This window comes from Pseudomonas sp. AC463, assembly GCF_979253585.1.
In genome coordinates, this window is record NZ_CEEDDZ010000016.1 from 139277 (window position 1) to 164785 (window position 25509).

Here is a 25509-nt window from a genome sequence, read left to right on the forward strand (position 1 = left end):
CCATGAGCTACAACGTCTCCCCCGTCGGCTTCGTGCGCTCCTGCTTCAAGGAGAAGTTCGCCATCCCGCGCCAGCCGCAACTGGCGCCGGCCGCCCGTGGTGTGCTGGAGCTGGTAGCACCGTTCGATGGGGGTGAGGCGGTGCAGGGCCTGGAGCAGGTCAGCCATGTGTGGCTGCTGTTTCTGTTCCACCAGGCCCTGGAAGACAAGCCACGCCTCAAAGTGCGACCGCCGCGCCTGGGCGGCAATACGTCCATGGGCGTGTTCGCCACCCGCGCGACTCATCGGCCCAATGGCATTGGCCAGTCGGTGGTCAAGCTGGACAAGGTCGAGCCGGGGCGGCTGTGGATTTCCGGGATTGATTTGCTCGATGGCACGCCGGTGCTGGATATCAAGCCGTATGTGCCCTACGCCGACATTATCGACACGGCCACCAACAGCATGGCCAGCGGCGCGCCACAGCTGATTCCGGTGCAGTGGTTAAAGACTGCGTTGCATCAGGCACAAGACCATGCCCAGCGCCTTGGCGAGCCGTTGGTGGCGTTGATCGAGCAGTGTTTGGCGCAAGACCCACGGCCGGCGTATCAGACGCCTGGGCCGGAACGGGAATATGGTGCGCAGTTTTGGGATGTGGATGTGCGTTGGCACTATCCAGAGGCTGGGATGATTTGTGTGTTGGAAATCCTTCCAGCTGAATAAACCGGAAACAAAATGTGGGAGGGGGCAAGCCACCTCCCACATTTTTTTGACCGCGTTTATTTTTCGACGAACGCACGCTCGATCAGGTAATCACCCGGCTCACGCATGCGTGGCGAAACTTTCAGGCCGAAGCTGTTCAGCACTTCGCTTGTCTCGTCCAACATGCTTGGGCTGCCGCACAGCATGGCGCGGTCGTCCTCGGGGTTGATCGGAGGCAGGCCGATGTCTGTGAACAGCTTGCCGCTGCGCATCAGGTCGGTCAGGCGGCCTTCGTTTTCGAACGGCTCGCGGGTCACGGTCGGGTAGTAGATCAACTTGTCACGCAGGGCCTCGCCGAAGAACTCGTTCTGCGGCAGGTGCTCGGTGATGAATTCGCGGTAGGCGACTTCGTTGACGTAACGCACGCCGTGGCACAGGATCACTTTTTCGAAACGCTCGTAGGTTTCCGGGTCCTGGATCACGCTCATGAACGGAGCAAGGCCAGTACCGGTGCTGAGCAGGTACAGGTGTTTGCCCGGCTTCAAATCGTCAAGCACCAGGGTGCCTGTCGGTTTTTTGCTGATGATGATCTCGTCGCCTTCCTTCAAGTGCTGCAATTGGGAAGTCAGCGGGCCATCGGGCACCTTGATGCTGAAGAACTCCAGATGCTCTTCCCAGTTCGGGCTGGCAATGGAGTAGGCGCGCATGAGCGGGCGGCCGTTAGGCTGTTGCAGGCCGATCATCACGAACTGACCGTTCTCGAAGCGCAGGCCCGGATCGCGGGTGCACTTGAAGCTGAACAGAGTGTCGTTCCAGTGATGAACACTGAGGACACGCTCGTGGTTCATGTTGCTCATGTACGGGGAACTCCTGGAAATGGGTCTGCGCCAAAGATGAGATGCGCAATTGCACAGTATTCTAATGGCGGCGACAATATCTGTTAACTGGATTATTAAGATAAGGGTTATCGGTTATATCGATATGCGATTTACTCTCCGTCAACTGCAAGTCTTCGTCGCCGTCGCCCAGCAGGAAAGCGTCTCGCGCGCTGCTGGCCTTCTGGCCTTATCTCAATCCGCCGCCAGCACCTCGATCACCGAGCTGGAGCGTCAATCCAGCTGCCAATTATTCGACCGCGCCGGCAAACGCCTGAGCCTCAACGCCCTCGGCCATCAGCTATTGCCCCAAGCGGTGGCGCTGCTGGACCAGGCCAAGGAGATCGAAGACCTGCTCAACGGCAAGTCCGGCTTCGGCTCCCTGGCGGTGGGTGCCACGCTGACCATCGGCAATTACCTGGCCACTTTGCTGATCGGCAGCTTCATGCAGCAACATCCCGAGAGCCAGGTGAAGCTGCATGTGCAGAACACGGCCAATATCGTGCACCAGGTTGCGCACTACGAAATTGACCTGGGTCTAATCGAAGGCGACTGCAGCCACCCGGACATCGAGGTGCAAACCTGGGTCGAGGATGAATTGGTAGTGTTCTGCGCGCCGCAGCATCACCTGGCCAAGCGCGGCGTGGCGACGCTGGAGGAGCTGACCCACGAAGCGTGGATCCTGCGGGAACAAGGTTCGGGCACGCGCCTGACGTTTGACCAAGCCATGCGCCATCACCGTAGCTCGCTGAATATCCGCCTGGAACTGGAACACACCGAGGCGATCAAGCGGGCGGTGGAGTCGGGGTTGGGGATTGGCTGCATCTCGCGGCTGGCGCTGCGCGACGCGTTCCGCCGCGGCAGCCTGGTACCGGTGGAAACCCCGGACCTGGACCTGGCCCGGCAGTTCTACTTCATCTGGCATAAACAGAAGTACCAGACCTCGGCGATGCGCGAGTTCCTGGAACTGTGCCGCGCCTTTACCGCGGGGGTTCAGCGCAGCGATGAAATCGTGCTGCCGAGCATTGCCTGAGCCTTAGATAAGGATCACGGCCCACACCAGGGTAATCATGGTCAGTGCCACGAATTGCGCAGCGCTGCCCATGTCCTTGGCGTTTTTCGACAGGGGGTGGCGGTCCAGGGAGATGCGGTCAATGGCGGCTTCTACCGCCGAATTGAGCAACTCCACGATCAGCGCCAACAGGCATACCGCGATCAGCAGCGCGCGCTCGACCCGGCTGACATTCAGGAAAAAGCTCAGCGGGATCAGGATAACGTTGAGCAACACCAACTGACGGAAGGCCGCCTCGCCCGTGAACGCCGCGCGCAGGCCATCCAGGGAGTAACCCCCTGCATTGAAAATACGTTTGATACCGGTTTGACCCTTGAAAGGCGACATAGACGTAGGCAACTGAACTGAAGGAGTGGGGAAACTAGTTCACGCCAAGTCAAAAAAGCGTGAACCGCTGACAGCTTAATGCTGCGAAATTGACTCAAGTTGTTGCAACAGTAGCGCCGCCTGGGTGCGTGTCCGCACGCCCAGCTTGCGGAAGATCGCCGTCACATGGGCCTTGATGGTCGCTTCCGACACGCTCAGCTCGTAGGCAATCTGCTTGTTCAACAACCCTTCGCAGACCATGGTGAGCACCCGGAACTGCTGGGGCGTCAGGCTGGCAAGGCCATCACGGGCGGCCTTGGCTTCGTCGGACACGTTGATTTCTTCAAACGCCTGCGGCGGCCAGGACACGTCGCCATCCAGTACCGTGCGTACGGCCTTCTGGATATCTTCTATCGCGCTGGACTTGGGAATGAAGCCGCTGGCGCCAAACTCCTTGGAGCGCACCACCACGTCGGCTTCTTCCTGGGCCGAGACCATAACCACCGGGATCTGCGGGTATTGCCCACGCAATAGCACCAACCCCGAGAAACCATAGGCGCCGGGCATGTTCAGGTCGAGCAGCACCAGGTCCCAGTCGGATTTTTCGGTAAGGCGGGCTTCCAGTTCGGCAATGCTGGCCACTTCGACCAGGCGTACATCCGGACCAAGGCCCAGGGTTACGGCTTGATGCAGCGCGCTGCGAAAGAGCGGGTGGTCATCGGCTATCAGGATTTCGTATGTGGCCATTGATTAAATGATCCTGTTTTTTAGGGGTGCCCTGATCGGCGCCCAGCATGCCCAGCGCAGCCTGGGGGGTCAAGCACTACGCCCGTGGGCATTTTAGCGGGTTGCAGGGATACGGTGCCATCATGCAAACGTCGTCTGTTTATACCGCAGGGATATAGGGCGCAAGCCGTGTGTGGACAGCGTCCGTCGGGTCCAGCGGCAACAGGAACTTGGCGCCCAGGTAATGGCTGCTGAAAACATCGAGGTAGGCGTCCAGCACCTCGCTGGCGGCACCATCGCCGGCCAGTTCCAGGCACAGGGCCGCGACCTCGGCGGTGCAGAAATGGTCATCGCGCTTGGAGCGGCGCAGTTTGTAACGCGAAAGCTGCTCGGGGGCCAGGCTCAATACCGGCAGATGCTCCAGATACGGGCTTTTGCGGAACATCTTGCGCGCTTCGCTCCAGGTGCCGTCCAGCAGAATGAACAGCGGGCGCTTGCCCTCCTCCACCTTGACCTCGCTGACCACTCGCTCAGGCGCCACGAATTCGCCAGGGAATACAATGTAGGGTTGCCATTGCGGGTCAGCCAGCAAGGCGAGCAAATCCGGGTCGACTTCGGTGCGCGCCCAGGCGAATGCGTGGGTGTCGTCGATCACGTCAGCGATCAGCCAGCCGGTGTTGCTGGGTTTCATCGGTTCGACGTCAGCCATCAGCAGGCACATGGCCGACCTGGCTTCGACCTTGGGGCGCCAGGCACACAGGCAATACTCGGGAATTACCCGGCAGCCAGGGCAACGCTCTGCACGGGAACCTCGATTGACGAAGGGCTTAATGGCGCGTGCCAGGCGCTGGGTACGCAGCCGGGAGACGGCGTGGCTCATCGCAGGTGCCGCAGGGCGGGGTAAATCAGCACGGAAAAAACTCGTTGCAGACAAAAGTGGCCGCAGTTTACCAGCGATACGCCTGGCTGTAGTGGCAAGGCGTCACCTATAATCGCGCGCCACTGAACGCACAGCGCAGTGGCTGGTCTATGCACCAGTAACCGAATCAGGAGAGTTTCATGCTGCGTTCCATGCTGCGCCTTGTTGTCCCAACCGTCGCGCTTGCGCTGGTCCTGCCCGTGGGCGCCCAGGCGGCCTCGTTGCTGGAGGCCCAAATGAACCGGAAGCTGCAAAGCGTCGCGGCGGAAAGCAACAAGGACCTGCCCCGGGAAATCGACGAGAAAACCCTGGAAGTGGCCTACACCGTTGAAGGCATGCAACTGATCGACCACCTGAGCGTCATGCCTGATCGCGCCGAACAGATGCGTGCCAACCCCAAAGCTGTGTACTTCCAGCTGGGGCAAAGCGTGTGCCTGAACAAGGGTTATCGCGAGCTGATGGCCAAAGGCGCCGTGATGCGCTACGAAATCACCGAGAACAAGACCAATCGCCCCGTGGCGTCGGTCAAGTTTGTAGAAGCAGACTGCCCGGCACCGGCTGCGGCGAAGAAGAAAAAGTAAGCGCAGCTTGACCTTCGCGCGCTGCCGCCCGGTGGCGCGCACTCCCCCGCTTCAACTCCCCGCAGGCAGCAAAACTCCCCACTGAGTGACGAATAAGCGGTTGCCAGCCAAGGGTTTTTCGGCCCATGATCAGGCCATCCCATCTGTCCACGCTCAGTCGTTTTCACTGCTGTTCTGTAACAATTTCAGGGCAAAAGAGGCATGCCCTCCTGCGGCATGCAACGACACATGCAGTGTCGTGGCCCCGACGATCGCTTGTCGGCTACCCAGGCCCTGTAAAGAAGGAGAAGTTGAATGCCTGATGAATCGAATGACCTCCTGCTCCATGAATTTGAAATAAACGGGACCGACCTCACGCAACAGGTCGAAGCTCAACTCCAGCTGATCGCCCCCAGCAGCCCGAATATCCCCCTGTATCGCGACATGATCCTCACCGTGCTGCGCATGGCCCAGGACGACCGTGACCGCTGGAACGCCAAAATCACCCTGCGCGCCATCCGCGAACTGGACCACGCTTTTCGCGTGCTGGAACAGTTCAAGGGCCGACGCAAGGTCACCGTATTTGGCTCGGCACGCACGCCGGCAGAAAGCCCGCTGTACGCCTTGGCCCGCGAGGTTGGCGCGCTGTTGGCGCAGTCTGACCTGATGGTAATCACCGGCGGCGGTGGCGGCATCATGGCGGCCGCCCACGAAGGAGCCGGCCTGGAACACAGCCTCGGGTTCAACATCACCCTGCCGTTTGAACAGCACGCCAACCCGACCATTGATGGCACCGAGAACCTGCTGTCCTTCCACTTCTTCTTTACCCGCAAGCTGTTCTTCGTCAAGGAAGCCGACGCGCTGGTGTTATGCCCGGGCGGTTTCGGCACCCTGGATGAAGCCCTGGAGGTACTGACCCTGATCCAGACCGGCAAGAGCCCACTGGTGCCGGTGGTATTGCTGGATGCACCCGGCGGCGGTTTCTGGCAAGGCGCGCTGGACTTTATCCGCAGCCAACTGGAAGCCAATCGCTATATCCTGCCTACCGACCTCAAGTTGGTGCGGTTGGTCTACAGCGCTGAAGAAGCGGTGGAAGAGATCAATCAGTTTTATGCCAACTTCCATTCCACGCGCTGGTTGAAACGCGAGTTTGTGGTGCGCATGCATCACCCGCTCAGTGACCGGGCGCTGGCCCATTTGCAAAGCGAGTTCGCCAGCCTGCGATTGAGTGGAGATTTCCAGCAGCTCGCCTATACGGGAGAGGAACATGATGAACCGAGGTTCAGCCATTTGACGCGGTTGGTGTTCAACTTCAATGGGCGCGATCAGGGCCGACTGCGAGAGTTGGTGGACTACATCAATTTGCCGGAGAACTGGGCACAGGCTCAGGGGAAGGCGCAGCAGCGGGTGGCGCCAGAGCCGGCGTGATTTTTTGAGGGCAAAAAAAAAGACCCACTATTTTCATAGTGGGTCTTTTTTGTGGTCAGGCATTTGGGAATTTGGGGCTGCTTCGCAGCTCGGCGGGAGCAAGCTCCCTCGCCACAATAACTCGCCAATCGCCGTGATTCAGTCGTCCATACTCCGACCGCTGAACAAGCGACTGATCATCTCCATCGAAAACCCGCGATAGCTCAAGAAGCGCCCCTGCTTCGCACGCTCTTTGGCATCGATAGGCAGATGGCCAGAGAACTTGCGACGCCAGGTATCTTCCAGCTGCGACTGCCAGCTGATACCGCACTCACGCAGGGCAAGGTCGATATCGGCGCGCTGCAGACCACGCTGGCTCAACTCCTCGCGAATTCGCGCGGGCCCATAGCCGGAACGGGCTCGGTAGGAGACAAAACTTTCGAGGTAACGGGCTTCCGACAACAGCCCCTCTTCCGTCAAACGGTCGAGGGCCGTGTCGATCATCTCAGGCTCTGCGCCGCGCTGACGCAGTTTACGCGTCAGCTCGACTCGACCATGCTCGCGGCGAGCAAGCAGGTCCATCGCAGTGCGCCGAACGGCGACGAGTGTATCCAGTACAACTGTCATCGTTTGCTTCAGATGTCAGTGTCGGCTTCTTCAACTTCTTCAACCGGTTCACGGTTGGCGGCAGCTTTCACGTCGGGGGCTGCGGTCAGCAGCTTGTCGCGAATCTGCTTCTCAAGCGTGGCAGCGATATCCGGGTTGTCCGCCAGGAACTTGGCCGAGTTCGCCTTGCCTTGGCCGATCTTGCTGCCGTTGTAGGCATACCAGGCACCGGACTTCTCGACGAAGCCGTGCAGCACGCCCAGGTCGATCATCTCGCCGTTCAGGTAGATACCCTTGCCGTAGAGAATCTGGAACTCGGCCTGACGGAAAGGCGGGGCCACTTTGTTCTTGACGACTTTAACGCGGGTTTCGCTACCGACAACCTCGTCACCTTCCTTCACTGCGCCGGTACGGCGGATGTCCAGACGGACCGAAGCGTAGAACTTGAGCGCGTTACCACCGGTGGTGGTTTCCGGGCTACCGAACATCACACCGATCTTCATACGGATCTGGTTGATGAAGATCACCAGGCAGTTCGCGTTCTTGATGTTACCGGTGATTTTACGCAGCGCCTGGGACATCAGACGGGCTTGCAGGCCCACGTGCATGTCACCCATTTCGCCTTCGATTTCAGCCTTCGGTACCAGGGCAGCCACGGAGTCGACCACGATCACGTCGATGGCGTTGGAGCGCACCAGCATGTCGGTGATTTCCAGGGCCTGCTCACCGGTGTCCGGCTGGGACACCAGCAGGTCGTCAACGTTGACGCCCAGCTTGCCGGCGTACTCAGGGTCGAGGGCGTGCTCGGCATCGACGAACGCGCAGGTGGCGCCCATTTTTTGTGCCTGGGCAATCACCGACAGGGTCAGCGTGGTTTTACCGGAAGATTCAGGACCGTAGATTTCAACGATACGGCCTTTTGGCAGGCCGCCAATGCCGAGCGCGATGTCCAGACCCAGAGAGCCAGTGGAAATAGCCGGGATCGCCTGACGGTCGTGATCGCCCATACGCATTACGGCACCCTTGCCGAATTGACGTTCGATCTGACCCAGGGCCGCAGCCAAGGCTTTCTTCTTGTTGTCGTCCATTAAAGTCCTCACGTAATCAATAAGGCCGGGGCGGCCAACACCTGTATAAGTAGACAGTATTGTTCCACAAAGATCGGAGATCGCCTACCCCTGATTTTCTATTTCTGCTGCAGCTCGTCGCAACAAGCCCTCTAGCGCGGCCTTAACCGTTTGTCGGCGGACCTCATCACGGTTGCCAGTGAAGTGCGCAAGCTCGGCCGTCACCTCGTCGCCAACGCCGAAAGCAAGCCACACGGTGCCCACCGGTTTGTCCGGCGAACCGCCATCCGGACCGGCTACACCGCTGACCGCCACGGCAAAGTGCGCCAGGCTTTTTTCCTGCGCGCCACGCACCATCGCCTCCACCACTTCCTGGCTGACAGCGCCGACCTTGGCGAACAACCCCTCCGGCACATTCAACTGGCGGGTCTTCTGCCGATTGGAATAAGTGACATACCCCGCCTCGAACCAGGCCGAACTCCCTGGAATCCGCGTGATGGCTTCGGCAATACCGCCGCCGGTACAGGATTCGGCGGTGGTGACGTGCGCATTGAGCACCTGTAGACGGCGGCCCAGATCAGCGGCAAGTTGAGTGATTTCCTTCACGGTCGTCTCCAGACGTGGGCAGGGGTTCGCCTACCCTACAGGAGCAAAACGCACACGCAAGCGCCAGACTGGAACAAGATGCTAACGGGCGACGGCACGCACGTAGGCCTGGCACGCACGCAATGCGATCAGTCCGTCGTCGCCGGCATCGGTGATGCCGATAATTCGCTGAGCATGCGCCGGGTCAAGTCGGGCTCGCGCGGCTGCATGAACCACGCTGCCGGTGGCGGTAGCGGTTGGCATTGGGCAGCCGCCGGCGGGGTCGAGAAGGACTGACAACCGCACATCGGCAGTAGCCAGCCGGTCACGCAGAGCAGCCTGATGACGTTGGGCATCTTTCAACTCCCGAGTGTGTTGTTGATCGCTGGCGCTGAGCTGTTGCTCCAGGGCCAGCCGTTTGTCCTGCTCGACCTGCTGTTGACGCAAGGCCAGCTGGCGTTGCTCGCTCAGCGCTTGCGCCTGCAGGGCCGATTGCCGCTCAAGCTGCGCGCCATAGCGCCAGGCCTGCACCTGCCAAGTCACGGCCATGAGCAGGCATACCGCGATCACGTGGTAACGCATAACACCGCCTTCGCCCGCGCCCACAAGCGCAAGCGCTCTTCCAGGCCATTGAGCCCGCCGTTGATACGCCGCGTAATGCGGGTGAACTGGTCGTTGTCCGCCAGCTCATTCAGGCCGTTGCTTTGCCAGAACCAGGCGGCAGATTCCGCTGCCCATTGCGGTTGCTCGAGCAGTTCGGGCTGGTGCAGCAGGCGATCGTCACCAAACAACGCCTGGCTGCAGGCCAGGTAGTTGCGACGCCCGGTAATCTGGATCAGCCCCCTGCCCCGGTACCGCTGCCCGTCGCCGTCCGCTTCGGGGCTGTTACCCAGGCGGGCGGCCAGGGTGCCGGTGTCGTATTTGCTCAGATATTGATCGCTGCCCAGTTCGCGGACGTAGCGCAGTTCGCCGGATTCATGGGCGATTTGGGCGAGGAAGGCGGCGGTGCGTATTGGGGTGTTGATCGCGTACCGAACGAACGCCGCATTTAGCGCGGTCAAAAAAATGCCCGCTCTAAGGCGGGCGCCAGGCATGATTTGAAGCAGTTGCGGCAGCGTTATTAGCATGGGTCTTACTCTTGAAAGTGTTTACGCCGACAACCCACCCGCCGTAATCGTGCTGCGATAGCCCGTCACCGGGTCGCCAACATGAACCACTTGCGTCATCGACCATTGCCCCTGCATGTATGACGGCCACGTCTCATCGAGCAGCAGCAGCCCTTCGGCCGCCAGCAGCGGGTTGCCTGGGCAATCGATCACCAGCTTCAACCCTTCGCGCCCCACGCGGCGAAGTTCTCCTTCGGCCACGGTGCGGGCTTCGGCTTCATTCTGGCAGCGTTGGCGCAGGGTTTTGAACGGCGCAATCCCGACCTGGACGACACGCTGCTTGCAGGCTGCGGCATCCCACCAGGTGACACGACTGCCCATGTATTTCGAACGGGATTTTTCGTCAAGCGTGGCGGTGATAAAGGCTTGGTCGCCGGGGCGATTGTCCTGGGTCACGGACAACTGCACCGCCGGCAATAGCTTGTCGGTAAGCGACTTGACCTTGCCGGCTTCCGCCAGCACATACAGCTCGTTGTAGGGCTTGGTGACCGCGTTGTAGCGCAGGGCGAGGCGGGTGATGAACGCCATGTCACTTTCATTGGACTGGTCGATATGCGCGATCTCTATCCCGTCCAGCGCCGGCGCCACACGCGGCGAAAAACCGTGACGGCTGACCAGTTGGCGAAACAATGCCCCCAGGGTAGTGGGCCCATAGCTGGCGGATCGGCGCTGACGATAGCCGCTGGCGTCCACCATGCTGAAGGGCGCCGCAGTGGCCACAATCATCAAGCGCATGGGAAACAACACCGGGGTTCGCTGGCTGACAACAAACTCGCCCTTCTCCACCAAACCCGATTCCTGATATCCGACGCGCAAACCGATCTTGCCACTCAAGCTGGGCAAGCCCTCCAGCCCTTCGATATTGAGGGTCAGCTCCAGCCGGTCGGCTTGAATACCCGTAGCATCGGTGTGGCTCCAGCGCATCAGGCGTTGGTTGAGCAGCGCCGCGTTGGCGCCGTAAAACTCCACGATAGGCGTAAATCCCTGTGCCATGCCGCCTCCTTAATCCCAGGCCAAAACGGGTTTCACGGCACTCGGCCGCGCTTGCAGCTCAGGCACGATCACCCACACACCGGCCGGCAGCACCGCGCCATATTCGGCAAGCGCTGGATTCAGCCCCCAGAGGGTTTCCTCCGCTACGTCATCGCAACGCCCGAGCTCGCGGTAGAGCAGCAGGTTGACCGAATCACCGGCAATACTTCGCACTCTACGCATTGGTAAACTCCTCCAGTTCAAGGCTCCAGCTCATGACCATGGCGGTGCCGTCATCGATCACGTTGCTTTGCGTTTCCACCACCGAATTGATCCGCCACAAGCCCCAGTTACGGCCGACACCATCGACCAGAGGCAGCGGTGCCCGTCTGTTTTGTAAGGCGCGCAATTCGTCCAGGCGTTGCATGCCAGTGCCGTACATCGCCGTGCCGGTGAACGTGAGTTTTTCCAGCTTCTGCCCGCTCTGCCGTGATTGGGACTTGCTGGCGATAATCGCCAGGTCAGTCCATCCACCGTCACTGTTGCGGACCAGCGAGGCATAGGCAAACCCTCGGGACAAGCCAAAAACAAAGTCGCCCAATACCATTTGTTGTCGCATCAATCACCTCCTGAAGGATCGGCCAGTGCCGCGTTGCGCCGGAGCCCCAGAGTGTCGGTGACCATCGGCATGCATTGAAATTGCAGGGCCCGGATCACCTGGTTGACGACCTGTTGCGAGTCCGCCGGGTTGACGCCGGTGATCTGGATGCTTGGGGCGAGAGTGACTTGCACGTTATCCGTGCGGGCATTGTTGAGCTGCTTGCTCACGGCGTTGGGCGCGGGCAGGAGATCACTTGATCCGAACAATTTGTCACCTAGCCATGAGCCTGCTTCACTGCCCAGCAAGCCGCCGATTGCGCCGCCGACAGCGGTACCGACACCTGGAAAGATCAGGGTGCCGACGGCTGCACCCGCTGAGGCGCCCGCCCATGCACCGCCGGCGGTGCTGAGGCCAGAACCGATGGCTTTGGCGTCGCCGTTGCGCACGCCTTGGACGACATCCATGGCTGTGTCGACATATTTCATCGGGCCAAGGCGGCGGGCACCGGCGGACTCCAGTTTGCCCAACACACCCGACAATCCCTGCGCCAGGCCTTTGCTCGTACCACGAGCCGAGGCGCGGGCAGGCGTAGGCGCAGCCGAGGAGGCAAACCCATTACCGGGAAGACGAGTCGAGGCGTGGCTCACCCGGCTGCTGTCGAACGGCAGCGGCGGCACGCCCATGGCATTGAGTAGTGGCGCTGCCGGTGCATTACGTTGGGGTTTAAGATCTGCTGATTTTCTGACTACGCTGGATTTGACCACGCGTGTTCTTGATTGGCGGGTCTTGTTACGTCTGCCTGTGGGTCGCGCTTTGCCTTCGCTCCTGACGGTCTCACCGATATTCTCGGGTAACTGCGCCGTCACCGTCCCCAGTGAACCACGGATATCGGCAGGCAGCGCTCCCGTGCAGCAACACTCCGTACCTTTGTTACCGGCCTTGGCTTTATCGTCCTTAAGCCATTTAGCCGCAGTTGGAAACTTGTCGGCCACCGCATCGAGGGCCTTGCCTGAAACTCGCTCCTTGGCCGTATCCCATAAACTGGTGAGCACTTCCTTGCCGACAAACTTAACGGCATCCTTCCCCATCTCCTGGGCCTTGTCGCTCCAAGGCTTTTCCTGATCGCTTCCCGAGGTTCCAGCGTCGACATCGGCCGTCTTGGTTGCCAGCGTTTTTCCAGCGAGGGGCAACGTGCTGTTGAGCGTCTCCAGCGTTTCGCGCAGCCGCACTTGCTCTTGGGCCAAGGCGTTGATATCCACACTGAGCGTGACCAGCGCAGAGCGCAGTTCCAACTGCGGCTGCGATGCAGCCTCCAGACTTACAGGTGCCACGGCGCTTGTGGAAAACGGTGTCAGCACATTGCCGAGATCCGCCTCGCCAACCATCCAGCGATAGTCTTCCTGAGCTTGCCTGAGCCCATATTGAGTCTCTTGCATCCCGCTCTACTCCTGTTTAACGCCAAGGCGAGTGATCGCGATGTCGTAGCGGCGCAATGCTTTTGCGGCGTCCCAGTCGAGGATCTCCGCTTCATTTACCCGGTAAACCAGCGGCACCACATCGAGGATCACGTCGATGTCGCGTTGCGAAAGAAGGCCGCCGGTTGATTTAAAAAATCGTCGATGCGCTCCTGCAGCGCGGTCCAGTCGGGCACGGTGAGGCCGGCGAGGTCGGGGATCATCAGGCCGGTGCAGTGGGCGGTGATGAACTCGGCGCGCTCTTTATTGGTGGCGAGTTTTTTCATCACTTTGGTGGCGCGCAGGGCGGGCATTTCCAGCGGCAGTTCGGTGTGGCTGCGGCCGGCCGCGTCGAGGGGCAGCAACAGTTGCACGGGCTGGTCGTGGGCGGGGTGCTGGGGTTCGCCGAGGAAGAATGAGGTAGGACGCGTCGACATCTCATGTACGTACTGGGCGATGGTTACGTAGTCCGGGCGCTTGAGTTGGTCGAGTTCTTTTTCCGACAGGCCGGTGGCGAGTTTGGCCAGTTCGAAGAACTGGTCGTCCTCGTCCTCACCGGCCCGGGCCAGCGCGTCTTTTTGCGCGGCGTAGTACAGCGGTTTGAGTTGCACCTGCTCAATCGCAGCGCCGGTGTCGGCGGTGATCGGGGACAGCAGGCGGTGCAGCGGCGGCATCCAGGCCATGGGGCAATTCCTTGTATAACGTTTGAAAAGCGTCGCAGTGTTCCGGTGCGAACGCGGTCAGGGTGGGAGCTGGCTTGCCTGCGATTGCATCAACTCGGTGACACTGACAAACCGAGTCGCCTGCATCGCGGGCAAGCCCGGCTCCCACATTGACTGTGCCCACTTCAGAACACGGTTGTTCTTAGGGCATCAGCACCGCGCGGCGGGCATCGCCGAGGATGTCGACGCCGTTGAGCACGAACTTTTGGGTGCGTACGTCGATGTCGATCACCGCAATACCGTTTTCCTGACGTTTGTAAGTGCGGCAGGACAGATCCAGCGTGGTGAGCGCCTTCTCGCCCATCTTCACTTTCCCTTCCTCCAGGGATTTGAGCTTGCCGCCGACGGTGTGGTAGGTGAAATACGTCTTGCCGTCCTGGTCCTGCCCGGCTTCACGCACGTTCAGCAGGATGTCGTCGCCCAGGCGCACGCCCAGGGCCAGCATGACTTCCGCGCCGGCGCCTTGCAGGATCAGCTTGGCGCTCAGCACCTTGCCGCTCTTGGCCATTTCCTCGGCAATAAAGCGCCCGCCGGACATGGCCTCCATGTCGAACTCGATCTTCGGCGGATTGAATTCCTCCACGGTCGCCGACAACGGCAGGCCTTGAAGGGTGGCCGCGATGGCCTGTCTGACTCGGTTGGTAAACATTAGAGAACGTCCTCCAGGAACTGCTCGATGATTTCATCACGGGCGTTGAGTTGATAAATCATGTGTTCGTTTGGCGCGTAGCGGCCGTAGTCGATGACGATGTACCAGGTGCCGTTCTTGTACTTCTCGACACTGTTCAATTCCGGGTGCAGGTACACACTACCGCCGGGGATGGTTTCGTCGGCGACCAGGGTTTGCAGCCAGTCGTTGATGCGCTTGACCTCCTGGTCCATGAAGGATTTGGTGAGGTTCTTGGCCATGGCTTTCTGCCCGGCCTTGACCAGCTTGCGGCTGATAGCATCTTCCAGGCCGACATAGCTGATGAACTTGCCGGTGATGGAGCGGTTACCCAGCAGTGAAAAACCGCCGAGGATGGTGCGCGCGTAGTAGCTCACGCCGTAGCGGTTGAGCAGGTCGCCTTCGGTGGAGGTGTCGAGGATGTTGTACTCAACCACGCGGGAAACGTCCTCGGCGAACGTCACCTGATTACCCGGGCTTTCCCACTGCTTGACCTTGGCCAAGGCGGCGATGGCCAGGGACGATGGCGACAGGAACACGTTTTTCTTCGCCGCCTTGGAGTACACCGACGGCATGTTGTGCACCAGCAGGCAGCGGTCGAAACCGAGGTCGGCACCGCCCAGCTCGCCGCTGTAGGTCACTTGGTCGGCGACGCTTGCATCTTTGCCATCCAACACCACACGGGCCTTGATGCGTTTGCCGAAGGCGGCGAATTCGCCGGCCACGGCTTTGACGCCGGTGAAGCCCGGCGCGCCGATGATGGTCAGGTCTTCCGGCACACTGGCCAGCGCCGCCAGGCCCAATTTGCGGCCGGTGATCGGCTCGTCGCCACCGATCACATTGTTGAGCGTGTCCGCCGGGGTCGCGCCCTCTTCCACGATCACCACGTAGACAGGCACTTTCACCACTTTGAGGATCTGGTACACCGCATGGAACAGCGTGCCGGTCTCGGCACCGGTTGGGTCCAGCAGTGCCTGGGTGGTGAAGCTGTTGATGCGAAACGGCGCGTTTTTCGGGATCGACGCATGGGCATTCGGCGCAGTGCCGACCAGGCCGATCACGTTGTCCCCCAGGCCACCCATGGCCTCGGGGGATTCGGTGGCATTCACGGTGATGCCGTTGTGCTCGAAGTTCAAAACCTCAGCCATGGTTAGTCAGCCTTCTTGGTGGTGGCCTTTTTGGCCGGGGTGGAGTTGAGGACGCTGGTGAGTTCCAGGCGGCCGGCGGTGCGCAGGGCGCAGGCTTCGACGTCCAGCAGGTCCAGTTGCTGGCCGGCGGAGGACCAATGGCCGGCGCCGGTGGGGAATGGGATGAGGACGGTGTAGGTTTGGCGGGTGGGCATGTGGGTAAACTCCAGGCGAAAAAAAACCGCTCAAGGCGGCAGGTATGAAAACGCCCCGGCGGTGCGGGGCGTTATTCAGTTTGGTTGGCGATCCAGGCCGGGGCTACGGGCCGATGTTCAATATCCGGGAAATCCGGCGATTGCGGCCAGTCGCGCAGAGATTGCATGTACAACAACAACTCTTCGAACTGTGCATCGGACAACGCGGCATCAAAGCCAATTTCCTTCTGGTCACGGTGGCGCTCGCGTAACCATATGACAGCGGCCAACTCAGCATCACGCCTCTGACGCTCGAACCTTGCGGGGTCCTCCAGAGGAATAATTTTGGGCTGTTTGGACAGCACCCCGTCATCGCTCAAGTGCCATGTATAGCCAATGTTCTGTGTGACTTCATACCAGCGCTCGGCATCAATCAAGACGGCGCGTGATGGGATTTCATGCACGCCCTCAATCAAGTGCGCAATTACTTCTCGAGCGTCATTCAAAGCTAGGTATTTACGCATAACGCCCCCTCAGTAACCGAAGCAAAAGAAATAGTAAGGATTTGGTGTTCCCGAAGTATCCGGCGTGTAGTGCGGGCGGTTGTTGATAGTGATCTGACTTAGCGTTGTGGATACGGTGGCCGAGTTGTTACCTTGGGCGCGACGAAAAGCTCCTGGGCAGATCGCGGCCGTTGGGAAAGGTACGGTGTAATTAAATGTAGCCGCCGTAGCGTTAGGGATATCGGGGGTGGATCCCCATTGGATAATCCATCCTCCTAACCAGGTTGGGAAAATAATCGCTCCATTGACCCCCTTGATGAACTGAAAGCCGAAGCGCAGTTTCTTCGGCGTTACGATAGTGGCGTCATCAAGCCCCGCGTCCGTCATCGGCTGTGTTGCGATCTTGGCCGTGCCTTGATTGATCTCCGTGCCTTGAGCTGCCAATGCGGCCAGCGCGGCAATATCAATGCTTCCCTGATTAATGGGGGCGTTCCAGGCTTTGATGCACCACATCACTGCCAGATTTCGCGGGCGGGTTTCGGTATCGCCTGTGAATCCGACGTTAGCAAGGGCATCGAAATTAGAGCCACCGATTGCTTTAACGCCGACTGGGCCTTGCGCCGAGTTGATGCCTGTCTGGTTTGGTGGTGTATGGGTGTGGCTCTTGAAAGCGTCAGTTTGGTAACTCGCTAACATCCGACCAGCATCGACACCCCGCCCATGATCCCATCCACGAAAGAACTCCCCTCGCGACTCAGGCAACCGCGTATACCCCGCCGCATCACCCGCCAAGTTGAATTTCTTCGCCAGATAAGCAGCCAAATCCGGATAAACATCATCCTTAAACAGACTGTTATCCACCTCCAAATACCCCGGCGGCACATTCCCCAGCGGAAACGGCACCATCACCCCAACCGGCAACGCCGAAGCCTTGGCAATCAACCCCTCAATCTCAGCCTTCGAATACGTCCCCTTGCCCAGATAATCCATCACCCAAGCCCGAGTCGCCTTCACCACCGTGTCATCGATCAACAACGTCACAATCGCGGCGTTACTCGTCTCGAATATCGAGCGAATATAAAACTCTTTCCCCGACCCCGACGTCGCCAACACCGGCTTATACGACTCCGGGTACTTAACCACGGCATACAAAATCCCGGTGTCTGTCCACAGCCCGGCCTCGCGTACATACCAGCCGCCAACATCAGAGGGGATGGTGACTTCGGCCATCAGCCAGTTGGCGTTTTTTTCATCTTGAAACAACGCGTTCAACGGCCCGCGCCACACTTCGCGTTTCAGCGCTTTTGCGCTGGCGTCGGGGTTATAGACGGCGCCGTTGCCGTCGCCGACGGAAATTTGCGCGAGTTTGATCGGTACGCCTGCGGCCTTGCAGGCGGTTTCGTAGGCGATCCCCGCGTCGGTGAGCAGGGTGTAATAGTCAGCCATTTAGTGCTCCTGTGGATAAAGGGTGGTGGTTTCGACGGTGTAGAAGCCAGCCGCCATAAAGGCGCGGCCCGTGGCCCCGACCCCTGCCAGCACGTTGGGGTAGATCGTGGTCAGTTCGCCGCACAGCGTGGCGGCGCCGATGCTGTGGTGGCCGAAGGCGCTCAGGCCTACGGAGATCGAGAGGATGTCGCGCTCGCTTTTGGCGTCGGCCAGGCGGCGGTCGAGTCGGGCGTCGACGGTTTCGCTGTAGGGCAATTCGGTCCAGGCACGTACGGCAAAGCTGTAGGGCACACCCGGCGGTTTCTGTTCGTACCAGGCACGCACCTCGGGGCTCAGTTGCAAGCCCTTGGCAGCATTTTCCAAAGCTTGGCGGGTGCCGGCCTGGCGGGCGGTAGGCCAGGCGAGTTTGACGGTCAGGCGCTTTTCGGCCTCGGGGGCCGTGGTGCTCCATTCGTTCACCGCGCGGTCCGCCGCCAGGTAGGGCAGGAACGCCGCCGGTGTCAGATCCGGATTCATCAATTGCGGGAAAGGTGGCGTGACCCTGTCCAGCAAATGGCCAAAACCCAGGTCCAGGGCCTTTTCCAGCGGTGAGCTGTTGGCGGGCAACAGGCTTTTTTTGAGTTCACTCATAGCGTGCGCACCTCCACCTCGACGCCTGTGCAATACGGGGCCTGGAACGCCGTGCTGATAATCGGCGCCAACGGTTCGAGGATCTGCAGTTGCGCGGCGCCGGCGCTGTGGATCGCGTAGTCGATCCAGCTCGGGTCAACGCGCCCTTCCAGGCGATGGCAGGAGTCGGCGTAGGTTTGCAGCAGTTGTTGCGCCGCCACCTGGGTCAGGCCGGAGTCCGGGCCGGCATTGATCTTGGCCACCACGCGAATTTTGTAACGCTGAATTTGCGCGCCTTGGACGGTGACCAGATCCGTTTCCGGTCGTACGTCGGGCCGTGCGAAATGTCGTCGTACGCCGTCAAGCAAATCGGCGGACGCACTGCCATCGCCCTCCCTCGACAACACGGTCACCATCACTTCGCCAGGTGCCGTGCGCCGTCCGTTGCCGTCCTTGACCTGGGCTGCGTAGCCGTCCGGGTCGAAGGTGTAACTGACGGTGACCACGCCCGCAGTGGCGCTTTGCACTTTGACCGACGGCCGCTCGCCCAGGGTGAACACCTCGCGGCGATACTGCATGCGCGAGCCCGCCGCCGGCGCATGGGGCGCGAGGTAGTAACGCAGACGCGCATCATCGTCACTCTCCAGAACCGGCGGCACCGGCGGGAAGGCGGCCGGGTCGCCGGGGTCCAGCACCTGGCGCTCCAGGCCCATGTCCGCCAGGCGCGCATCCAGGTTGCTGCCGGTGGCCCACCACGCCAGCATCTGCTTGATGCGCGCATTGTATTTGCGTTCGTGGGTTTGCAGACGCACGCAAAAGGCTTCCAGGGCCAGGGTCAGCAGCTCGCTTTCATTGTCGAGGCTGGCCTTGAGTTTTACCGCGTTTTGCGGCGCGCGGGTGGCGACGTAATCGACCACAAACGCCTTGAATTCGGCCAACAACGGCTCGAACTCATCCACCGCGATAATCGCCGGTTCCGCCAGTTGGTTCTGGCCGGGGATCAGCATGCTCATGTCGAGACCTCGAAAGATTGTTGGCGGTTTTTCCAGGTGCCGGCAAACCGCAGCAACAAACCTGCGCCCTGGCGGCTGGCGACGATGACCTGGGGATGGAAGTCGGTGATGCCGTTCTGCGCGTTGTAAAACGCCTGTGCAGCGTGGCTTTGGGCGAGGATCAGCAGGTCGTCGCCAAGGTTCTGGCCGAGCAATTGCGGGATACTCGAGCCGTACAACGGGCGCTTTTGGCGAGTGCCCACGGGGGTGGTCAGCGCTCGGGTGGCGCGCTGTACGAATTGCAGCCAGTCATCCACGGCTGCCCCGGTGTTTCTATCGATTCCGAGCATGGCAAATCCTTATGCGCTGCTGATCACGCGGCCTTGGTGATCCACCACCGGGCCGCTCAAATGCACGCCGGCGGCATCCAGCAGCAGGCCGGTGGCGCCGAGTTGCAGGGTGATGCTCTGGGCGGTCAGCGTCAGGCTGGCGGCGCCGACCTTGATGTCGACCTGTTCACGGGAGCCGCTGACGGTGGTAGGGCCGTTGACCCAATTGAAGAGGTGGCTGGCGTCGTCGTAATCGCTTTGGGTGCCGTCCTGATGGCGACGTCGGGTCAACGACGCTTCGCTGGAAACCGGCGGAAACAGACTACTGTTGAGGCCGAACAAAGCCACAGACTGCGTTCCGCCTTCCCCACCGCCGTAGTTGAGCAACAGGCACTGCTCGCCCACTGAGGGAATGCGCGTTTCAGTTTGTGCACCGGCGCTGGGGTTGAAAAACCGAATGGCCGGGCTGAGCAAATCACCGTGGCTGACCTTGCAGGTATTGCTGGCGGCATCGACCTCCTGGCACACGCCAATCCGGCAGAAGCTTTCGGCGCGTCGATACAGGTCCTCGAGCTGGGCCTCCATTTCTGCCAGGCGCTCGACAATCGGACCCAGCTGCATGCGTAGCAATGCGTCGAACATGGACTACTCCTGCAGCGGGCGATATTGGCCCGGGTCGTCGATATTTGCGACTTCCCAGGTGCGGGCAAACAGCGGAATGCCCGTAGGATCTTCGAGCAGCAGAGGGCCGATATAGAGGTTTTGGGTGAAGGACACCGTCCAGGTGTCGTAGTCCGTTTCGGTGCTGGTGAGTGGCGAGGGCGCCGCGACGATGGTGGTGGGCAGGTCGCATTGATCGGGCGGCAGGCCCCAGCGGTTATCCAGGGCAAGGTCCATCAATTGGCTGGCCAGGTCGCAGGCATCAAAGGGCGCAGCCTCACTGGGGACTGTGACCCGCAGTGATACCGACAAGGCATGTGCCTTGCGCCCTTCAAAAGAGCGAGTGCCGGGGCCGTTGCGCTCCACGCTGATCAGTACGCCGGTTTTATCGCCGGCGCCGCTGAAATCCTGGTGATTGCCTACACGCAATTGTGGGAAGGCGCCCTTCAGCGCCGCCCCTATTGCCTCGGGCAGTTGGGAAGGTTTTTCGATAAGTGTCATTGAGTTGCATCCTTGCAGCGGTTACGGCTGATCCTGGCGCGAGGTCGGGGCCTCATCGACCCCGATGCGCTTAGCCGCCCAACGTTCATAAAGGCCGATGGCCACATCCGCGCCGGCCATGGCGGTGAGGCAGCCAATGGCGCCGGCGGTCCAGATCGACATACCGGCGGCGTAGCACAGCATCAATGCCGACACTCCGCAGACCATGCACGCTCCAGACCGCAGCGCCAGGCGCCGAACCAGCGACCAACCGCGGGCGCCCTCCTTGTCGGCGCGCCACATTTCGCCGGATACACCGCCGACCAGGGCCAGTACGATCACCAGCCAGATAGGCATTTCCGCTAACACTTGCTGCTCGTTTGTCATGTCACGCCTCCTGGCTGAGCATTCCCGGCATCCTGCCGGCTGGTTGGGTAAATCCATGTGTAGGTAGGCATTCCAAAAAGCCCGGCTGCCCGGGCTTTTCAGTAATGCGGTCCTCAATCCTTCGGCGCTACTGGCGCGGTACGGATTTTTCCTAAGATGTTTTTCCGACCACGATCCCTGTCTGCCGGATAACTGCTTCTGGTGCTTTACGCTGCACACCCGGGTCAGTTGCCAACCCTCTGAACCGTTGAGGCCGGTTCATCGCTGCCTGTTCTTGCAAAGTGTTGAAACTAAAGAGCGTCGGCATCCTTGCCGGTGTTGCCTGGCGTCCCTGCCATCGCTCGGATGGCGTCCTTGCCGGTGTTGCGTGCCTTCCTTGTCTTTCCTGGCAGCATCCTTGCCGCCTCCACCACCTTGTTGGCTGGCTTGAGATCGAGAATATGCATGTATGCATATACAGTCAATGCATAAATGCATTTATTTTTAAGCGCTCAATGCGCTTATGCATTTAAGCCCTTGCAGGCCAAGGCTTTGGGGATTTTCTAAGGGCGAAAAAAAGCCCGCGCATTGGCGGGCTCTGTCTTACACAGGGCGGTTAACGGGCGTACATGCCCCACCAGAACACATGACCAAGGATGCTGATCTGCTCATCCTGGATATCCTGGAAGCTGTAGTCTTCATCCGGGTGTTCATCACGGTTGAAACTGCGCAGGCGAATCCCGGAAGGCAGGCGGTAGAGCTGTTTAACTCGCAGCTGACCGTTGTGATTGATGGCATACAAGTCGCCATCGACGATATCGCCAATCGCGCTTTTGCCGGCGTTGACCCCAACCGTCGCGCCATCCCGCAGCACCGGCAACATGCTGTTGCCGCGCACCGTCACACACTTGGCCTGGTCGAACTGCACACCGTTATGCCGCAGGCTGCGCTTGCCGAACCGCAGGCTGGCCTTCTCGCTTTCCTCGATGACGAATCTTCCTGATCCAGCAGCCAATTCAACCTCGCGCAGAAAGGGGATCGACACCTCGTCATCATTAACGGGCGTGTCGTCGTCCCACAGGCTTATGTCCTTGAGTTCCGAATGCATCGGGTCACGCCCGTCATCGCGCAAAGCACCCACCGCCACGCGGCCGCGCAGCTGGTCGGTGCTCACCCGAAAGTACTCGGCGATGCGGGAAATGTGCTTGTCCGACGGATCAACGATCTTGCCGCTGAGGATCCGGGACAACGTGGATTGAGGCACGCCGGTACGCCGGTGAAGCTCCGTGGGGGAGATCCGGTCGCGGTCCAGCAGTTCTCTTAAGACGGTTGAAACGTTGCGTTTTTGCATAACGGGGATAATGACGGGGGATTTTGGGGTTGGCAAATGCTGATTCGCATTTTCTATGCATTTTTCATGCACCATTCATACATCCGAGCCTCACGTGACAGAGCGATCAACCACTAACCCGTGGCGAGGGAGCTTGCTCCCGCTGGGGCGCGAAGCGGCCCCAAAAATGGGACTAATGCGCAGTCCAGCGCGAGCAAGCTCCCTCGCCACAAGTGTGGTGCTCGTCCTTAAGAGTGGTGGCCATTAGGCGCTGCGCCCTTTTTAGGTTTTACCTAGCCGTTTGTGACCTGCGCCCTCCCAACCTCGCGTGTTAACCTTGCCGCCATCGCAAAATTAGCAGGGCCAAGTGCCCCATCTTTGCCCCACTCCTTTTAACGAATTTGCTAACTATCTGATGAGTAAAAACACCTCCGACCTGTCCTCCCACACCCCGATGATGCAGCAGTACTGGCGCTTGAAAAACCAGCACCCTGATCAGTTGATGTTCTATCGCATGGGCGACTTCTACGAGATCTTCTATGAAGATGCGAAGAAGGCCGCCAAGTTGCTGGATATCACCCTGACCGCGCGTGGGCAGTCGGCTGGGCAGTCGATTCCGATGTGTGGGATTCCTTACCATTCGTTGGAAGGCTACCTGGTCAAGCTGGTGAAGCTGGGCGAGTCGGTGGTGATCTGTGAGCAGATCGGCGACCCGGCCACCAGCAAAGGGCCGGTGGAACGTCAGGTGGTGCGCATTATCACGCCGGGCACGGTGAGTGATGAGGCGTTGCTGGATGAGCGTCGCGATAACTTGATCGCTGCTGTGTTGGGTGATGAGCGCTTGTTCGGGCTGTCGGTGCTGGATATCACCAGTGGCAATTTCAGCGTGCTGGAGATCAAGGGCTGGGAGAACCTGCTGGCGGAACTGGAGCGCATCAATCCGGTGGAGTTGTTGATTCCGGATGATTGGCCAAAGGATCTGCCGGCGGAAAAACGCCGTGGGACCAAGCGTCGTGCACCGTGGGATTTCGAGCGGGATTCGGCGCTGAAAAGTCTGTGCCAGCAGTTCTCGGTGCAGGACCTTAAAGGCTTCGGCTGTGAAACCCTGACCCTGGCCATTGGCGCCGCCGGTTGCCTGCTCAGCTATGCGAAGGAAACCCAGCGCACCGCCCTGCCGCATTTACGCAGCCTGCGCCATGAGCGCCTGGACGACACTGTGGTGCTTGATGGCGCGAGCCGTCGCAACCTGGAGCTGGACACCAACCTGGCCGGCGGGCGTGACAACACGTTGCAGTCGGTGGTCGACCGCTGCCAGACCGCCATGGGCAGCCGCTTGCTGACCCGCTGGCTGAATCGCCCGCTGCGCGATCTGACGGTGCTGCAAGCGCGTCAAACCTCGATTACCTGCCTGCTCGACGGCTATCGCTTTGAAAAGCTGCAACCGCAACTGAAAGAAATCGGCGATATCGAACGCATCCTGGCGCGGATCGGCCTGCGCAATGCTCGTCCCCGCGACCTGGCGCGTCTGCGCGATGCCTTGAGCGCGCTGCCGCAACTGCAAGTGGCGATGACCGAACTGGACACGCCGCACCTGCAGCAGCTTGCGCAAACCGCCGGCACCTACCCGGAACTGGCGGCGTTGCTGGAAAAAGCCATTATCGACAACCCGCCCGCGATCATCCGCGACGGCGGCGTACTCAAGACCGGTTACGACAGCGAGCTGGACGAACTACAGGCCCTGAGCGAAAACGCCGGGCAATTCCTGATCGACCTCGAAGCCCGCGAAAAAGCCCGCACCGGCCTGGCCAACCTGAAAGTCGGCTACAACCGTGTGCATGGCTACTTTATCGAGTTGCCGAGCAAGCAGGCCGAGTCGGCGCCTATTGATTACCAGCGCCGCCAGACCCTTAAAGGTGCCGAGCGCTTTATCACGCCGGAACTCAAAGAGTTCGAAGACAAGGCGCTGTCGGCCAAAAGCCGCGCCCTGGCGCGGGAAAAAATGCTCTATGAGGCCTTGCTCGAAGACCTGATCAGCCAACTGGCGCCGCTGCAGGACACCGCCGCCGCCCTGGCGGAACTGGATGTACTGAGCAACCTCGCCGAGCGCGCGCTGAACCTTGACTTGAACTGCCCGCGGTTTGTCAGCGAGCCGTGCATGCGCATCGTGCAGGGCCGCCACCCGGTGGTGGAGCAGGTGTTGACCACGCCGTTCGTGGCCAATGACCTGTCGCTGGACGACGATACCCGCATGCTGGTGATCACCGGTCCGAACATGGGCGGTAAATCCACCTACATGCGTCAGACCGCGTTGATCGTTTTGCTCGCGCATATCGGCAGCTTTGTGCCGGCGGCCAGTTGCGAATTGTCGCTGGTGGACCGCATTTTCACGCGGATCGGTTCCAGCGATGACCTGGCCGGCGGCCGTTCGACCTTTATGGTGGAAATGAGCGAAACCGCCAACATCCTGCACAACGCCACCGACCGCAGCCTGGTGCTGATGGACGAAGTCGGTCGCGGCACCAGCACCTTCGACGGGCTGTCCCTGGCCTGGGCAGCGGCCGAGCGCCTGGCGCACTTGCGTGCCTATACGCTGTTTGCCACCCACTACTTCGAGCTGACGGTACTGCCGGAAAGCGAGCCGCTGGTGGCCAACGTGCACCTCAACGCCACCGAGCACAACGAACGCATCGTGTTCCTGCACCACGTACTGCCCGGCCCTGCCAGCCAGAGTTACGGCCTGGCCGTGGCGCAATTGGCCGGGGTGCCGAACGATGTGATCACCCGCGCCCGCGAGCACCTCAGCCGCCTGGAAACCACGGCCCTGCCCCACGAAACCGTGGTCGCAAGCCCAGCCAAAGCTTCGAGCAAACCGGCGGCGCCGCACCAGAGCGATATGTTTGCCAGCCTGCCCCATCCGGTGCTGGATGAGCTGGCAAAGCTTGACCTGGACGGGTTGACCCCGCGTAAAGCGCTCGAAATGTTATATGCACTGCAAGTTCGGATATAACGCAGAGGCTTGCAAGCTGGTAGACTCTCGCGCGGTTTGGGATGCTGCAGGCTCTTAGCCTGGCCTGCAGACTATCGCTCCCGA

General features: G+C 60.4%; 33 protein-coding genes. 5 read left to right on the top strand and 28 right to left on the bottom strand.

Annotated features, from left to right (window positions below):
* Positions 1 to 2: 2 nt before the first annotated feature.
* Positions 3 to 698, top strand: a complete 696-nt coding sequence (gene tsaA / locus AC0IYH_RS20595; RefSeq protein WP_122774052.1) for a tRNA (N6-threonylcarbamoyladenosine(37)-N6)-methyltransferase TrmO — start codon at positions 3 to 5, stop codon at positions 696 to 698.
* Positions 699 to 754: 56 nt separating this feature from the next.
* On the opposite strand, the gene fpr is transcribed toward tsaA, so the two are convergent.
* The gene (fpr, locus tag AC0IYH_RS20600) at positions 755 to 1534 is read right to left on the bottom strand and encodes a ferredoxin-NADP reductase (protein WP_003231344.1); all 780 of its coding nucleotides are present in this window, start codon (positions 1532 to 1534) and stop codon (positions 755 to 757) included.
* 124 nt (positions 1535 to 1658) lie between these two features.
* Between fpr and AC0IYH_RS20605 the strand changes: the two genes are divergently transcribed.
* Positions 1659 to 2585: a LysR family transcriptional regulator gene (locus AC0IYH_RS20605; protein ID WP_163821456.1), complete on the top strand. Its 927-nt coding sequence runs from the start codon at positions 1659 to 1661 to the stop codon at positions 2583 to 2585.
* 3 nt (positions 2586 to 2588) lie between these two features.
* Here AC0IYH_RS20605 and AC0IYH_RS20610 read toward each other — a convergent pair whose 3' ends face one another.
* The 3 genes from AC0IYH_RS20610 to AC0IYH_RS20620 all read right to left on the bottom strand — a co-directional run bounded on the left by AC0IYH_RS20610 (position 2589) and on the right by AC0IYH_RS20620 (position 4536).
* Positions 2589 to 2951 (bottom strand): diacylglycerol kinase, encoded by a 363-nt coding sequence (locus AC0IYH_RS20610; protein ID WP_003172176.1) that lies wholly within the window; start codon positions 2949 to 2951, stop codon positions 2589 to 2591.
* Between the two features lie 75 nt (positions 2952 to 3026).
* Positions 3027 to 3677 carry a response regulator transcription factor ErdR gene (gene erdR / locus AC0IYH_RS20615; RefSeq protein ID WP_101267099.1) on the bottom strand — a complete coding sequence of 217 codons (651 nt, stop codon included), beginning with the start codon at positions 3675 to 3677 and terminating at the stop codon, positions 3027 to 3029.
* A gap of 139 nt (positions 3678 to 3816) precedes the next feature.
* Positions 3817 to 4536, bottom strand: coding sequence for a tRNA-uridine aminocarboxypropyltransferase (locus AC0IYH_RS20620; RefSeq protein WP_122774053.1), 720 nt, complete (start codon positions 4534 to 4536; stop codon positions 3817 to 3819).
* A gap of 179 nt (positions 4537 to 4715) precedes the next feature.
* Here AC0IYH_RS20620 and AC0IYH_RS20625 point away from each other — a divergent pair, with 179 nt between their 5' ends.
* Positions 4716 to 5156, top strand: coding sequence for a PA3611 family quorum-sensing-regulated virulence factor (locus tag AC0IYH_RS20625; RefSeq protein WP_116628440.1), 441 nt, complete (start codon positions 4716 to 4718; stop codon positions 5154 to 5156).
* Between the two features lie 294 nt (positions 5157 to 5450).
* Positions 5451 to 6563 (top strand): LOG family protein, encoded by a 1113-nt coding sequence (locus AC0IYH_RS20630; RefSeq protein WP_116628441.1) that lies wholly within the window; start codon positions 5451 to 5453, stop codon positions 6561 to 6563.
* A 138-nt stretch (positions 6564 to 6701) separates the two neighbouring features.
* Here the strand turns inward: AC0IYH_RS20630 and recX are convergent, their stop codons facing one another.
* From recX to AC0IYH_RS20750, 24 genes are all read right to left on the bottom strand, one after another.
* Positions 6702 to 7169 carry a recombination regulator RecX gene (gene recX / locus AC0IYH_RS20635; RefSeq protein WP_116628442.1) on the bottom strand — a complete coding sequence of 156 codons (468 nt, stop codon included), beginning with the start codon at positions 7167 to 7169 and terminating at the stop codon, positions 6702 to 6704.
* Between the two features lie 8 nt (positions 7170 to 7177).
* Complete coding sequence (gene recA / locus AC0IYH_RS20640) at positions 7178 to 8236, bottom strand: recombinase RecA (RefSeq protein ID WP_003189042.1); 1059 nt, start codon at positions 8234 to 8236, stop codon at positions 7178 to 7180.
* A gap of 84 nt (positions 8237 to 8320) precedes the next feature.
* Positions 8321 to 8821, bottom strand: coding sequence for a nicotinamide-nucleotide amidohydrolase family protein (locus AC0IYH_RS20645; protein ID WP_116628443.1), 501 nt, complete (start codon positions 8819 to 8821; stop codon positions 8321 to 8323).
* Positions 8822 to 8902: 81 nt separating this feature from the next.
* On the bottom strand, positions 8903 to 9382 hold the full coding sequence (locus tag AC0IYH_RS20650; RefSeq protein WP_471835966.1) for a lysis system i-spanin subunit Rz: 480 nt from the start codon (positions 9380 to 9382) through the stop codon (positions 8903 to 8905).
* Positions 9367 to 9927, bottom strand: coding sequence for a glycoside hydrolase family 19 protein (locus AC0IYH_RS20655; RefSeq protein WP_471835968.1), 561 nt, complete (start codon positions 9925 to 9927; stop codon positions 9367 to 9369). Before AC0IYH_RS20655 ends, AC0IYH_RS20650 begins: the two co-directional genes overlap by 16 nt.
* Before the next feature lie 21 nt (positions 9928 to 9948).
* Entirely contained in the window at positions 9949 to 10959 is a 1011-nt protein-coding gene (locus tag AC0IYH_RS20660) for a contractile injection system protein, VgrG/Pvc8 family (RefSeq protein ID WP_122774057.1), read from the bottom strand.
* 9 nt (positions 10960 to 10968) lie between these two features.
* On the bottom strand, positions 10969 to 11181 hold the full coding sequence (locus AC0IYH_RS20665; RefSeq protein ID WP_116628447.1) for a tail protein X: 213 nt from the start codon (positions 11179 to 11181) through the stop codon (positions 10969 to 10971).
* Positions 11174 to 11557 (bottom strand): phage tail protein, encoded by a 384-nt coding sequence (locus AC0IYH_RS20670; protein ID WP_471835970.1) that lies wholly within the window; start codon positions 11555 to 11557, stop codon positions 11174 to 11176. The genes AC0IYH_RS20665 and AC0IYH_RS20670 overlap by 8 nt, the downstream gene beginning before the upstream one ends.
* The gene (locus AC0IYH_RS20675; RefSeq protein ID WP_471835972.1) at positions 11557 to 12975 is read right to left on the bottom strand and encodes a tail tape measure protein; all 1419 of its coding nucleotides are present in this window, start codon (positions 12973 to 12975) and stop codon (positions 11557 to 11559) included. Before AC0IYH_RS20675 ends, AC0IYH_RS20670 begins: the two co-directional genes overlap by 1 nt.
* A gap of 6 nt (positions 12976 to 12981) precedes the next feature.
* On the bottom strand, positions 12982 to 13107 hold the full coding sequence (locus tag AC0IYH_RS20680; RefSeq protein ID WP_277420878.1) for a hypothetical protein: 126 nt from the start codon (positions 13105 to 13107) through the stop codon (positions 12982 to 12984).
* Positions 13104 to 13676 carry a phage tail assembly protein gene (locus AC0IYH_RS20685; protein ID WP_471835973.1) on the bottom strand — a complete coding sequence of 191 codons (573 nt, stop codon included), beginning with the start codon at positions 13674 to 13676 and terminating at the stop codon, positions 13104 to 13106. The genes AC0IYH_RS20680 and AC0IYH_RS20685 overlap by 4 nt, the downstream gene beginning before the upstream one ends.
* A gap of 181 nt (positions 13677 to 13857) precedes the next feature.
* A complete protein-coding gene (locus AC0IYH_RS20690) occupies positions 13858 to 14364 on the bottom strand; it encodes a phage major tail tube protein (RefSeq protein WP_116628451.1) in 507 nt (168 codons plus the stop codon).
* Positions 14364 to 15530: a phage tail sheath protein gene (locus tag AC0IYH_RS20695; protein WP_471835975.1), complete on the bottom strand. Its 1167-nt coding sequence runs from the start codon at positions 15528 to 15530 to the stop codon at positions 14364 to 14366. The genes AC0IYH_RS20690 and AC0IYH_RS20695 overlap by 1 nt, the downstream gene beginning before the upstream one ends.
* A 2-nt stretch (positions 15531 to 15532) precedes the next feature.
* Positions 15533 to 15724, bottom strand: a complete 192-nt coding sequence (locus AC0IYH_RS20700; RefSeq protein ID WP_122774061.1) for a hypothetical protein — start codon at positions 15722 to 15724, stop codon at positions 15533 to 15535.
* Positions 15725 to 15795: 71 nt separating this feature from the next.
* Positions 15796 to 16227: a phage tail assembly chaperone gene (locus AC0IYH_RS20705; RefSeq protein ID WP_471835977.1), complete on the bottom strand. Its 432-nt coding sequence runs from the start codon at positions 16225 to 16227 to the stop codon at positions 15796 to 15798.
* A gap of 9 nt (positions 16228 to 16236) precedes the next feature.
* Positions 16237 to 17652: a phage tail-collar fiber domain-containing protein gene (locus AC0IYH_RS20710; protein WP_471835979.1), complete on the bottom strand. Its 1416-nt coding sequence runs from the start codon at positions 17650 to 17652 to the stop codon at positions 16237 to 16239.
* Entirely contained in the window at positions 17653 to 18282 is a 630-nt protein-coding gene (locus tag AC0IYH_RS20715) for a phage tail protein I (protein WP_471835981.1), read from the bottom strand. It abuts the gene before it with no gap.
* Positions 18279 to 19274, bottom strand: a complete 996-nt coding sequence (locus AC0IYH_RS20720) for a baseplate J/gp47 family protein (protein WP_122774064.1) — start codon at positions 19272 to 19274, stop codon at positions 18279 to 18281. The genes AC0IYH_RS20715 and AC0IYH_RS20720 overlap by 4 nt, the downstream gene beginning before the upstream one ends.
* The gene (locus AC0IYH_RS20725) at positions 19271 to 19603 is read right to left on the bottom strand and encodes a phage baseplate protein (RefSeq protein WP_116628458.1); all 333 of its coding nucleotides are present in this window, start codon (positions 19601 to 19603) and stop codon (positions 19271 to 19273) included. The genes AC0IYH_RS20720 and AC0IYH_RS20725 overlap by 4 nt, the downstream gene beginning before the upstream one ends.
* 9 nt (positions 19604 to 19612) lie before the next feature.
* Positions 19613 to 20224: a phage baseplate assembly protein V gene (locus tag AC0IYH_RS20730; protein ID WP_471835983.1), complete on the bottom strand. Its 612-nt coding sequence runs from the start codon at positions 20222 to 20224 to the stop codon at positions 19613 to 19615.
* 3 nt (positions 20225 to 20227) lie between these two features.
* A complete protein-coding gene (locus tag AC0IYH_RS20735; RefSeq protein WP_116628460.1) occupies positions 20228 to 20743 on the bottom strand; it encodes a hypothetical protein in 516 nt (171 codons plus the stop codon).
* A 21-nt stretch (positions 20744 to 20764) separates the two neighbouring features.
* Positions 20765 to 21109 carry a phage holin family protein gene (locus AC0IYH_RS20740; protein ID WP_471835984.1) on the bottom strand — a complete coding sequence of 115 codons (345 nt, stop codon included), beginning with the start codon at positions 21107 to 21109 and terminating at the stop codon, positions 20765 to 20767.
* A gap of 290 nt (positions 21110 to 21399) precedes the next feature.
* Entirely contained in the window at positions 21400 to 21555 is a 156-nt protein-coding gene (locus tag AC0IYH_RS20745; protein WP_163821453.1) for a hypothetical protein, read from the bottom strand.
* 149 nt (positions 21556 to 21704) lie between these two features.
* A complete protein-coding gene (locus AC0IYH_RS20750; protein ID WP_116628462.1) occupies positions 21705 to 22439 on the bottom strand; it encodes an XRE family transcriptional regulator in 735 nt (244 codons plus the stop codon).
* 394 nt (positions 22440 to 22833) lie between these two features.
* On the opposite strand from AC0IYH_RS20750, the gene mutS reads away from it, so the two are divergent.
* Positions 22834 to 25425, top strand: a complete 2592-nt coding sequence (gene mutS, locus AC0IYH_RS20755) for a DNA mismatch repair protein MutS (protein WP_116628463.1) — start codon at positions 22834 to 22836, stop codon at positions 25423 to 25425.
* The last annotated feature ends 84 nt before the right edge of the window (positions 25426 to 25509 follow it).